We start from the raw sequence: 10,774 nt of genomic DNA, 5'->3' as shown, positions 1-10,774 counted from the left end.
GTGCGCTGATTTACCCTCACGCGTGCGCTGATTTACCCTCATTGAGGCAGTTATTCACAGGGTTTAACCTGCACGTTTATCTATTTTCACAGGTGGCTTATAACTATATCCCTGTATCTCTATACCCAGGGGTGATCAACCAACAAAACCGTTCACTACGGGTTACGGTTTAGGCTCCCGCCTCGCCTTGCGGCTCGTTGGGCTGCCGCCCAAATCAATAGATTTGGTTGCCACCAAACACTCCACTACTCAAGGCACACACGCATTCTCACTGCCCCACGAGAAAAGAAAAACAATCCAAAAATAAACCTCTCCCCAATTTCGACGACCTGACACATCCGCCCACTCCCCTCTACGCCCACCAGGGCGTGTCCGGGACACTCCGTAGTGTGGTGGGCATGAACTTTTTCAACCGACTCCGCGAGACTCTCACCCACCTAGACAACGCTCTAGACAACGCTGCCCACCCGCAGGCGGGCAGGCCAGTCTTTGCCGTCATTGACACAGAGACCACGGGGTTTAACAAGCGCTACGACCGCATCATTGAAATTGCCGTCGCCCGCTTTGATGAATCTTTCCGGCTTGTCGACCAGTGGCACACGTTGATTAATCCTGACGGCAAGCAGATTAAAAACTCCCACATCCACGGCATCACCAATGCTGATGTCGCCCACGCCCCCACCTTCCCAGAGGTCTACACCGAGTTCGCCACACGTGTAGATGGGCTGGTGCTCATGGCACACAACGCCCCATTTGATTCCAAGATGATTCTTGCTGAAGCCGAGCGCATCATCCCAGACGGGGAGGACGTGTACTTCCCATTCGTAGATACCATCGCCCTGGCTAAGCAAATGGTGTCCCTGCGCTCCTACAAACTCGCTTCCCTGCTTGACCATGTTGGGCTGAATAACCCGCAGTCCCACGCGGCTATCGCCGACGCGACCGCCACCGGACAGATGCTGAACAAACTTTTCGGACGCGAAGCGGCCAAGATTGCACGCCAAATCATCGACCAGGCCGTCACCTTCAACGCCGCCCACACCACCGGCTGGGGACTACCTTGCAAGCCCACCGCCACACGCCGCTAATCCCGTGCTCTGGCTAGGGGTGCTCCCACATCTCCACAGAGACCGGGTTACGCCCAGCAGAAGCAACCTGACGCAGGTTAATCGTGCGGTAGCTGGCGTACTCCTCCCCTTGCTCTACCGGCATAAGCATCGGCCATAAGCGGCTACTACCAGCAGGAATTAAACCCATAGCAATACCTATAACAATAGGTATAGTGCCGCGTATTACTCGTAGTTCTTGCAGCTGCTGCGCGCGCTGCCTACACTAAAGACGAACAGCCTGATTGTCGCGCACGCAGTCAGACTGGGACATAAAAATAACCCCAACCGAGTACCAGTCGGCTGAGGTTATCGGACCTAAAGGCCCAAGTGAAGCAAGGCGTTAACTAGCTTCACTGTTGCGGTCGCAACGTTAAGGACTCCGCTCACCACGTTAAGGATTGCTGTCCCCGTGGTGGCGGGGTCTTTTTTCTTGCGACCGGGTGTATCCAATGAGTGTCTACCCATCGTCTACCTCCCTTACGTCGTAGGGTCGTCCCCTCGCCTAACAAGACGCACGGAAACAGCCCACGTGAACGCGCGGACCAACCGCGCACCGACGAGGAAGCCACACACCCACGCAAGGCGGGGTGCTTGTGGACCATTAGTACTGTATCAACCGGGTGTGCACACACCCTGAGATTGTGAAGAAGTGCCCTACATCCTGCATTTATTCAAAATCTAAGTGTGGTCATTGACCGTTTAGGGTTATTGGGTGAGGTACTTATACAGTGTGGTGCGCCCAATGCCGAAGCGGCGGGCAACCTCCGCTTTCGGAACCCCCTCGCTCACCCACTCGCGCGCCTGCACTACTTGTTCCTCGTTGAGGACTTTCGCCCGCCCCTTATACACACCGCGCGCCTTGGCTTTCGCGATACCTTCGGCCTGGCGCTCACGAATAATCGAACGCTCAAACTCCGCCACCGACCCGAGTAGACCGAGCATGAGCTTGGCCACCGGACTGGAATCTAATGAATAGGTCTGCCCCTCCTTCAAAAACTTCACGGATACTCCGCGTTCGGCGAGTTCATCGACCAGTCGGTGGAGGTCGATAAGCGAGCGGGCAAGCCTGTCCATGCTCACCACAATGAGTTGATCGCCGGCACGCACATAATTAAGCGCCCCATCTAAGCCGGGGCGCTGGGTAGACGAACCACTCACCGTGTCGGTGAAGACGCGGAAGACTTTTTCCTTCTTCAACGCCGCCAACTGTCGGTCAAGATTCTGGTCTTTGGAACTCACACGCGCGTAACCGATTTTTTGACCCGTAACCACCTCTGGTTGTTCGGGAATGTCTAGAGGTAGTGACGGTTCTGTTTCATTACTCATAAACCCACCCTAGCGAACAGTGAATTAAACACGATGCATGTAATTCCCAAACTGTTCACTTAGCGTATACCCTAGAAAGCTCCTTACTGGGAGAACGTTGTTGGAAGCAGCTGCGGTCTGGCCCACACCGTAAGTAAGTAACGCTTGGACTCTTAGGGAAAGCCACCCAGAGCGTGCCCCTATCATGCACGCGCTGGATGGCTCCCTCTGTGCCAGCGGGGCAACCAAAGGGGCTTACTCGGGAGGGTAAATAAGTTAAGCCCCCTTGCCAGCACTACTGACTAACCAAGAGCATAACCACGCGACGTGGTTCCGCAACAGGAGCGGGACGTTAGTTTTGTTGCGAGTCTTGGTCGCTAAAAAACTCTGCGGCGTCATCGGTAAGCGCCTTCGCGATGTTTATTAGCTCATCTGCGTCGCCTTGCCAGTCACGCACTGCGGGAGTGCCCGGTAGTTGGTTGAGGACTTCGAGAAAGCGGGCGGCGGCGCGCAAAGCGCTGGCCACTTCGTAGCAATCCCCCTCCAGCTTGGCGGGAGAAGTATCAATCAGGCTCAGGTCGCGGGGTTCGTTGTACTCGGTAAGGAAGCTCATGGTCTCGACAATAGGCCGCCCCCGCGACATGAGTGCGGCCTATTCGAACAAGCATTGAGCTAGTCGTTGGTCGGTTTTCTGCTTTCCATTCCTCAATATGGGCAAGCCAGCGCACTTTGAATTCGGTGAGGTTATGGCGGAGGGTTGCGAGGTCTAGGAGAACAGAGGAAGTCATGCTTTGAAGCATATAAGCTGCCCTGCCCCTCAAGGTTTTCTTCAAGTGAGGTTTTATCTAACTGCCTAACGGCAGGGGAACCGTATATTGCTTACGGTATGAGACCCCTTAAACGTCCGGATAGTCACCGCTCTTCTTTAGCTCCGCGACATGCCTAGCAACCGTGGCGCGAGAGACTCCTACCTCTGCCCCTATTTCAGCCCACGTGGGAACTGTCCCTGTCTGGAAATACTGATCGTTCACCATTTGGCTAATACGGGACTTCGTAGATCGTCCTTGAGCCTTTTTCTTACGGTGCGTCTTTTCAAGCTTCGACCTTTGTGCTTGCGCATATTTGCCCTCGGGGTCTGTTTTCCAGCGTTGTGCGGCTTTTTGTCCGCCTCTGCGTCCCATCGTGGCCAAGGCTTTCCGCTCGCTGCTGGTGGCTTTACCTGGTGCGTTAGAGCCGCTGTAGGTCTCGCTCTTGGATTGGGCGACATACCCGCGCACGCGCCTTGCCATGGTTTGGCGGTCGCGCATGGGTGGCATCTCGTTGTCGCGGCCTGCACCGCCGTGGGTGTGTGCGACGTTGTAGGCGTGCTCATAGGCGTCGATGATTGCTGCGTCTGTCAGGCGTTGGCCTTGCTGGCGCAAGCGGTGGCCAGTCTTAAGCGCATGTCTAAAGGCTGTTTCGTCGCGTGCTGCGGTTCCTTGGACAATCCAGAGCACACGCACACCGTCGATAAGTTCCGGGTCATACTGGTCGAGACCACCGGCGATTTCCGCGTCTACGTCCTGGGCGAGTGCTTTGAATGCTTGGGCTTCTTCACGGCGGGTCTTGACCGCGTTGATAAGTTCGCGGCCAGAGCTGAATTGCTGGCGTGGGGTGGGGTTGAACTGGTCGTGTCCTGCCATATCCCTTACCTGCTTTATCAAGTCTCCAAGGCGCATCACCCGGTTGTGCTGCCTATACCAACGATAAGCGGTAGGGGCTTTGCCTGTGTAGAACGGGTTGCGGCTAAAGCGGTGGGAAAAGTGCGGGTCATGGTCTAAAAGCTCACCCAGCACACGCGTGGTTGCTGCAAGAAGCTTCATCTGCGCAGATTTACCGTTACGGTCAGCGTAGACAGGGTCAATAAGCCATATGAACTGGGCTTTGCCGTTAGTTGGGTTAATACCCACCCAGGCTGGCCCGACGCTATGAGTAATCAGTGAGCGCACCACGTCGCGGACGTACGGGTTTAAGTCTGCGGGGTCACCGCCTGCGGTACCTACTTGGTCAACGTCTACGACCAGGACGGCGGCGTACTGCTTGGTGGTGAGCATGGCGTACTCGCACCGTCCTAAAGCATCAGTCTCGAAGCGATACATACGCGGCGAGTTCGTGCCGTCAGCGTTGCGTCGATAGGCCTTTTTAAAGTCTCGTGTGACTGAACCGTGGAGTACATCGCGGCCTAGATGATCGCGTAAAAGGTCGCGGTCACTGGCAGATGCTGGGGTGTTGTCCAGTCCACCACGGTCGCGCTCGACGCGGGTAGGTGTTTTAGTGTGCGCATTCTGCGCATGAGTCTGTAAACTCATGACCGTGCTTTCTCCCAGGTGTGTGCTGGGTGATAAGCGAAAGTCATCGGGTTGCCGCCCGGTGGCTTTCTTCGTTTTTCATTGTCTTTCCCTGACTCTAAATGACACCGGTGTTATTTACTAGCCATGACACGCGAAAAATATGCCTTTTACCTGCGGTTACGTATGGCTAGACATATGGCAAGCTATACGTAACCGCGTTTCAGCTGCACAGGGCTGTCTGCGCAGATTTACCATCACGGGACTTTTCCCAGTTCAGGCTGCGCATATTTACGCATACAACGAAAGCGGTTGCGCAGATTTACCACACACTCTGCGCTGATTTACCGATACGCAGAAAAAGCGTGCGCAGATTTACCCATACGGTGGCGAATTATCCAGAGCAATAGGTATACAGCAATACAGTAATACAGGTGCCATAAACCTGTATTACTGTATTGCTGTATGCCTGTAAACCTTTATTTATTGTTGTGGACGTATTCTTCGAGGTAGGTGCTAACAATCTCGCGGATGGTCACGCCTTTTTGGGCGGCGATGACTTTAAGTTCTGCGTGAAGGTCGCGGTCGATTTCAATCGTCATCTTCTTGACGTAGTCGCGGCCTGTGGGTTGGTGGAATGCGCTTCGCACTGTTTTCTTCTCGGCTGCTGGAGTTAGCTTCGTGGCTTTTTTCATTGAGGTTCGCGGGCCTTGCTGCGCCCTGGCGCGTTCTTTACTGGTGCTCATTTCATCATCTCCATGAGTTCGTCGGCGACGTGGTCGTAGCCGTGCATGTCGGGGCCTGGGCAGTATCCAAACGCTAGGTGCATATCTTCGCGTAGCGGGATTTCGGTTTTAAAGTGCGGCATGTGTTCCGCGTCGAGCGCTTCTCGTGCCGCGTCAAGGGCGCTGGTGCCTTTCCTGGCGAACGTCAGTAAGACTGCATGAGGTGTTCCGTTGACTGCGTCGCGCAGCTCCCATACTCGGGAGAGGTCGGCAGCAGCAGAACGGGTCGGAAGAATGATGAAGTCGCTGACTGCGATTGCTGCTTCGATAGCGTTCTCGTCTCCTGGCGGCACATCGATGAACATGAACTCATCGTCTCCGACGAGCGCTGCTTGCCTATCGACGCGCTTGGGGATGGACAGCTCAACCTCAAACGGTAAAGGATCACCTCCATCCTCTGCGCGTTCAGACCATTCCAGTGCCGAGCCCTGCCGGTCTAGGTCGGTTACGGTCACGGTCTTTCCTCGGTGGGCGAAAACCGTGGCAAGAAACATCGTTGTGGTGGTCTTGCCAACGCCGCCTTTGGCGTTAATGGCGGTAATGATCATGGCTTCTCCTAGGTGTATAAATCATTGCCCCTACCACTTTACAGGTTTAAGTAAGTACTGCTTTACAGGTTTACAGTAATACATTTTTACAGGTGCCTGTAAAGACAAAAGAGCAGGCAGATAGCACTTTTATTTTTCTTTATCGTCAGACTCGGCAGAAAGTCCAGCAAGCATGATGCGGTAAAACTCGTTTTCAATGCTCTTTTCTTCGAAGTCCGCAGCGACGTGTTCCCAGTGGTATCCCTCCAATTGGGGCAGCATCGCTGTTACTGCCATCTTGAGGTAGAAACCACGACTGCGTCCGGTGCGAGCACACAGTGTGTCTAGGCGCTCGATGATGTCCTCTGGCATGCGTACAGATACCACGCGCCCGGAGGGGTGGGGTCCTTGAACCATTGACGTAAGTCCTTCCCTTGCCTGTCGTAAACATTGTTTACGTACTGTCTTTGGCAGTCCTACTCTTTTTCTCGTGAGCGTTATTTGCTTTCGTAAACATTGTTTACCATATGTCCGGAGTCCACAAGGGCGCGCGAAATTTTCTACAGTTCCGGGCTGTCGTTCTCCGGGGTGTCATCGAGCCAGTTGTCTTGGTCGCTGTCGTAGTCGCTATCTGTGGCGGCTTGCTGGTGGAACCGGGCGAGCATCTCATCATCTGCGGTGGTACTAATACCGAGTGAGTCGAGGACGTCCAGGGTGTTCTGTAGCGCCTGCTCGTCGCTGCGTTGGGAGCGCAGTTCGTCTAGCTCGGTCTTAAGCTGGCGAATCGGATCTGTAAAGCTGTCGCGATAGTCCACGGCCTGGTCATAGGATGCAGCTACCTTGTCGCGCACGGTGATTGCTTCGTCTAGGAGGGCCTGGTCGTTGTTGCCGTGGCGTAGCCTGCCGAAAAAGCCCCTCGAGTTCTTCGTGTCCTCGAACTCGCGCACTACAGCATCTTGCTTGGAATACTGCTGTCCGAGCTGTTCAACCTGCTGGTTAGCCTGGTCGTACTCACCACGCAGCGTCTCAAGCTGAGTGTTTACCCGTTCTATCTCGGCATCGATACGCTCCACGGCGTCATTGGACGGTGTAACGCTGTACTCGTTGCCTGATTCCGGTTCTGGCACCTCATCGGCGTTGTTGGCCTGGGCGCGAGCATGGAAGTCAGCAAAGCGCGCTTCGCGTTTAGCGGCAAAGCTGCGCATGTACTCACCCATGTCGGTGCCGAAAAACGGGTTATCGGTATCCGTTTGGGAAGGCTGGTTGACGAGTTTGGTCAGCTCCCAATCCTGCTTGGCCTGCCCAAACAGCGCCTGGGGTGTCTTATCGCCTTGCTCGCGCATTCCTGCGGACACCAGCAGGTCGCGGGCGTATTCGTCAGACTCACGACGGATAATCTGGCTCACCTGGCCATGCCCGGTCTCGGTATCTCCCGGCTGGGTCTCGGCGATATAGAGGAAGTTGCCCTCACGCCCACGGGTCATAGGAACGTAAACACTGGACTTATCTAGGTTGCCCACACCAGCAACAACGCGGGCCACATCCACGGTCGCGCCTTGGGAACTATGCCCAGTAGCGGCATAGCCCAGCTGGGTGTGTTTATCGAGGTAGTCGCGGTTTAGTGTCACAGTGGCTAAATCATCATCACACCGTCGGGCCGTAATGGAACCGTCTTTCCCGATGGAATCAACGACCCAGCGTTGACCATTGCGGACAACATCGCCGTTGCTGGTCACCAACTTCGCATCGTTGCGACGAGTCAGGATGACATCACCGACACCGGCTGTCAGTCCATCGGACAGACCTAGGCGGTGCTCAGGGTTAATCTCGCCGCGCTCGGCGCGAATCTTCTGCGCCGCAGCATTGAGCGCAGTGACCTGGTCGCGGGTTGCTGCAACCAGCAAGGACTGCTTTCCTGCGGCAGTATCATCACGCCACCCGGCCAACGCATCGTCCATCATTGCCGTAACCGATCCTGCGTGCAGGCGCTTGTTCTGCATGTACCACTCGGCGGCACGAGAAACGTCTGCTTCCTCGCCACCGCGCAGCCACTTCGATGCTTCACGCTCACCCGCATCACGCTGGCGGAACACCTCGCGTAGCTCAACGGCATCAGGCAATTCATGAGACAAGGTAGCCAGCAAGCCAGAACGAGCTTTCACCGCCGAGTATTGTTCTGGGTCTCCCACAAAGACCACGCGCGCGCCGGCAGCAGTGGCAGTCTCCAGCACACGGATCGTATCGGGGTTAGACACCATACCGGCTTCATCAACAACCACAACGGTGTCCCGGTTCCAGCCCAGCTTCACCGCTGTATGCTCCGGTATCAGATCGTCTGTGCCAACAAAAGCACGCGCAATCGTCATGGATTCATCAGCCACATTCTCACCGACCATCACATCCGCCGCCTTGCCGGTGGGAGCTAGACCAATAACATGCTTGCCCGCCATATTCCATGCGTGATGTGCAGATTTAAGTGAAGACGTTTTACCGGCACCAGCCGGTGCGACCACCACAGAAGCCAAATAGTCAGAGCCGACAACCGCGCGCATAGCATCAGCCTGCGCAGGCGAAAGCTCACCCTCAACCGGTTGAATCGACTCGGCGGTAACCCCGCGCTCCACGCGCGCGGTAGCCATATCAACGCCACGTTCAACCTCGTCGACCACCTCGACAGTGGTGTACTTCTGCGAACCTTCACGCTGGGTACTATCCAGCTCGCGGGACTTCTCCGGGGTCACCGACCATGTACCGTGCGCAGCCAACGCAGCATCAACCAGCCCCTCAACCGTAACCGTCATATCCTCCGGGGATATGGCACCGGGGCGGATAAGTTCTGCTACTTTCTCGGCTACATCAGCGCGGGTAAACGTGGAGCGTTCTGCGGCAACTTCCGCCAAAATTTGGGACGGTTTCGGCAAGAAATCCTCGGAAGATTCACGCGCATCTGCTTCATTTTTCGGCTCAAGTCCGGCCACAAACTCACGCACCTGCGCGCCGTGTTCAGCACGCGCCCACTCGATTTCCAACTCCTCTAGTGGGGTGTCGGTGTCCTTGGTACGCCGGGTAATTTTCTGCGCGATACGCTCATAGGCCGCACGGGTTTCAAGCCCATTGTCGGCCTGCCACTGGTCGATTTCACGCGCCCTGGTCGAGTACGACGCAATCAATTCTGGGTCATCAAGACCGACAATTTCAGCGCATCCATTGACCACGTCGCCGAACTCCACGCCGAGTTTCTGGCTCAAGATTTCACGCACCGTGGCTTGATACACCATGCCTGCCGCGCGCGCCTCATGGTACAAACTCACCCCATCGAGCGTGCGAACTTTGCCGTCTCGGCATAGCTGTTTATTCGCCAACAACACGTGTGAATGCACGTGCGGGTCGCCCGCACGTGAAGTGCGGTGCTCGTATTTCACGCCCGAAATACCCGCCAACTTTTCAACGACAAGACGTTTTCCGGCCGGCTCTTTTACTTGCTTTCGCGTGTAGCCGGCATGCTCCGACAAGTAATCCAGCGCCTGGGATACTGCCGCCTGGTGGGCCTCATCGACGATGCCACGCACGTCAGAATCTGCACCCATACCCCACAACAAGGAGACAGATTTCGGCGCACAAAAAGTCAGATCGAAGCCTGGAACACTATCCTTTCGCGGAGCATTTCCAAGCCCCGCACCGCTCGGAGCAACCGCCTTATTGAACCAATTCTCAACCGTTTTTCCCGACACAATCGCACCGTTGTCAGTGCCCAAAAATGCCGAAACCTCGGAGAGTTTTTCACCCCGAAGCCACACCGAAGCCGGTTGCTTTCCGTCCTCGGAATAGTACGAATCCGGCCCCCGATTCTCATCAACCGTGGACTGATAATAGGCCACGGAATGTGCACCCATCTTCGCGATAGTCAGCACGCCGCCACCTCCTGTCAATCACCACGGCGACCACCTGGACACCCCATTGGGCAACTTGTTGCAAATGTACCATGAAACTGGGCGCGCCAGCGAGCATAGGTCGCGGTCAGGGGCTGCTGGGTTGACCCAGGCGGTGTCGCCGATTTCGGCGGCGGCATGGGGTTCGTCGGCGGTGACGGTGCGGGTGTAGGTGAAGATGGTGCCGACGACGACCTCGCCCGGTTCGTTGGCGGCGGGAGCGTCGAAGGTGCCGAGTTTGTTGAGGCTCTCGGCGTCGAGGGTGAGGCCTACTTCTTCGGCAACTTCGCGCAGGGCGGCGTCGACAAGCGCCTCGCCCGCCTCGGGCTTGCCGCCGGGCAGTTGGTACTTGGTGGAGGACTTCTTGCGCACGGTAAGCACGTGGCCTTGTGGGTTGCGGATGACGACGGCTGCTACTTCAATCATGGCTGCTGATTGTAGGCGGCCTAGAGCAGCGGCAGGAGCACGAGGGCGAGATTGAGTGCGATGACCAGCGCGGCAAGCGTCCAGCCCACGGCCATAGACCAGGGTTTCGCGGCGAACTCACCCATGACGTCCCGGGAGCCGGCATAGCGGAAAAGCGGGATGATGGCGAAGGGGATGCCCAGGGAAAGAAGTGCCTGGCTGACCACCAGTGCCATAGTGGGGTCGACCCCGCAGCCGATGATGACCAGCGCCGGGATGAGCGTGACCAGGCGGCGGACTAGTAGGGGGACCTTGATGTGAAGCAGGCCGTCCATGATTTCGGAGCCGGCGTAGGCGCCCACTGACGTCGAGGCGAGGCCGCTGGCC

Annotated in this window: 11 protein-coding genes; 1 reads left to right on the top strand and 10 read right to left on the bottom strand. The window is 56.3% G+C overall.

Going from position 1 to position 10,774, the window contains the following annotated elements:
• Window positions 1-398: 398 nt before the first annotated feature.
• Window positions 399-1,088, top strand: a complete 690-nt coding sequence (locus WMP96_RS11525) for a 3'-5' exonuclease (RefSeq protein WP_023022049.1) — start codon at window positions 399-401, stop codon at window positions 1,086-1,088.
• A gap of 13 nt (window positions 1,089-1,101) precedes the next feature.
• On the opposite strand, the gene WMP96_RS11520 is transcribed toward WMP96_RS11525, so the two are convergent.
• From WMP96_RS11520 to WMP96_RS11475, 10 genes are all read right to left on the bottom strand, one after another.
• Window positions 1,102-1,257, bottom strand: coding sequence for a hypothetical protein (locus WMP96_RS11520; protein ID WP_023022048.1), 156 nt, complete (start codon window positions 1,255-1,257; stop codon window positions 1,102-1,104).
• A 557-nt stretch (window positions 1,258-1,814) separates the two neighbouring features.
• Window positions 1,815-2,435, bottom strand: a complete 621-nt coding sequence (locus WMP96_RS11515) for a recombinase family protein (RefSeq protein WP_023022028.1) — start codon at window positions 2,433-2,435, stop codon at window positions 1,815-1,817.
• A gap of 331 nt (window positions 2,436-2,766) precedes the next feature.
• A complete protein-coding gene (locus WMP96_RS11510; RefSeq protein WP_148086566.1) occupies window positions 2,767-3,027 on the bottom strand; it encodes a hypothetical protein in 261 nt (86 codons plus the stop codon).
• Window positions 3,028-3,310: 283 nt separating this feature from the next.
• Window positions 3,311-4,762 carry a replication initiation protein gene (locus WMP96_RS11505; RefSeq protein ID WP_010993828.1) on the bottom strand — a complete coding sequence of 484 codons (1,452 nt, stop codon included), beginning with the start codon at window positions 4,760-4,762 and terminating at the stop codon, window positions 3,311-3,313.
• Window positions 4,763-5,220: 458 nt separating this feature from the next.
• Window positions 5,221-5,487, bottom strand: a complete 267-nt coding sequence (locus WMP96_RS11500; protein WP_011117486.1) for a hypothetical protein — start codon at window positions 5,485-5,487, stop codon at window positions 5,221-5,223.
• The gene (locus WMP96_RS11495; RefSeq protein WP_010993829.1) at window positions 5,484-6,074 is read right to left on the bottom strand and encodes a ParA family protein; all 591 of its coding nucleotides are present in this window, start codon (window positions 6,072-6,074) and stop codon (window positions 5,484-5,486) included. Before WMP96_RS11495 ends, WMP96_RS11500 begins: the two co-directional genes overlap by 4 nt.
• A 129-nt stretch (window positions 6,075-6,203) precedes the next feature.
• Window positions 6,204-6,470, bottom strand: a complete 267-nt coding sequence (locus WMP96_RS11490; protein WP_011117485.1) for a ribbon-helix-helix domain-containing protein — start codon at window positions 6,468-6,470, stop codon at window positions 6,204-6,206.
• A gap of 143 nt (window positions 6,471-6,613) precedes the next feature.
• A complete protein-coding gene (gene mobF, locus WMP96_RS11485) occupies window positions 6,614-9,964 on the bottom strand; it encodes a MobF family relaxase (protein WP_011117484.1) in 3,351 nt (1,116 codons plus the stop codon).
• Between the two features lie 18 nt (window positions 9,965-9,982).
• Window positions 9,983-10,408 carry an NUDIX hydrolase gene (locus WMP96_RS11480; RefSeq protein WP_011117483.1) on the bottom strand — a complete coding sequence of 142 codons (426 nt, stop codon included), beginning with the start codon at window positions 10,406-10,408 and terminating at the stop codon, window positions 9,983-9,985.
• A 20-nt stretch (window positions 10,409-10,428) separates the two neighbouring features.
• Window positions 10,429-10,774, bottom strand: a 346-nt coding sequence (locus WMP96_RS11475) for a divalent metal cation transporter (RefSeq protein WP_340433562.1), incomplete at its 5' end; no start/stop codon positions are given.

It is taken from the genome of Corynebacterium sp. KPL4035 (assembly GCF_037908325.1).
Taxonomy (GTDB): domain Bacteria; phylum Actinomycetota; class Actinomycetes; order Mycobacteriales; family Mycobacteriaceae; genus Corynebacterium; species Corynebacterium kefirresidentii.
This window is presented reverse-complemented; position numbering and strand designations above follow the sequence as displayed.

What these genes read in the sequence shown, in the direction of transcription:
- WMP96_RS11500 (WP_011117486.1), bottom strand. Translation starts at nt 5,487, where the DNA reads ATGAGCACCAGTAAAGAACGCGCCAGGGCGCAGCAAGGCCCGCGAACC.
- WMP96_RS11515 (WP_023022028.1), bottom strand. Translation starts at nt 2,435, where the DNA reads ATGAGTAATGAAACAGAACCGTCACTACCTCTAGACATTCCCGAACAA.
- WMP96_RS11510 (WP_148086566.1), bottom strand. Translation starts at nt 3,027, where the DNA reads ATGAGCTTCCTTACCGAGTACAACGAACCCCGCGACCTGAGCCTGATT.
- WMP96_RS11520 (WP_023022048.1), bottom strand. Translation starts at nt 1,257, where the DNA reads ATGGGTTTAATTCCTGCTGGTAGTAGCCGCTTATGGCCGATGCTTATG.
- WMP96_RS11490 (WP_011117485.1), bottom strand. Translation starts at nt 6,470, where the DNA reads ATGGTTCAAGGACCCCACCCCTCCGGGCGCGTGGTATCTGTACGCATG.
- WMP96_RS11505 (WP_010993828.1), bottom strand. Translation starts at nt 4,762, where the DNA reads ATGAGTTTACAGACTCATGCGCAGAATGCGCACACTAAAACACCTACC.
- WMP96_RS11480 (WP_011117483.1), bottom strand. Translation starts at nt 10,408, where the DNA reads ATGATTGAAGTAGCAGCCGTCGTCATCCGCAACCCACAAGGCCACGTG.
- WMP96_RS11495 (WP_010993829.1), bottom strand. Translation starts at nt 6,074, where the DNA reads ATGATCATTACCGCCATTAACGCCAAAGGCGGCGTTGGCAAGACCACC.
- WMP96_RS11525 (WP_023022049.1), top strand. Translation starts at nt 399, where the DNA reads ATGAACTTTTTCAACCGACTCCGCGAGACTCTCACCCACCTAGACAAC.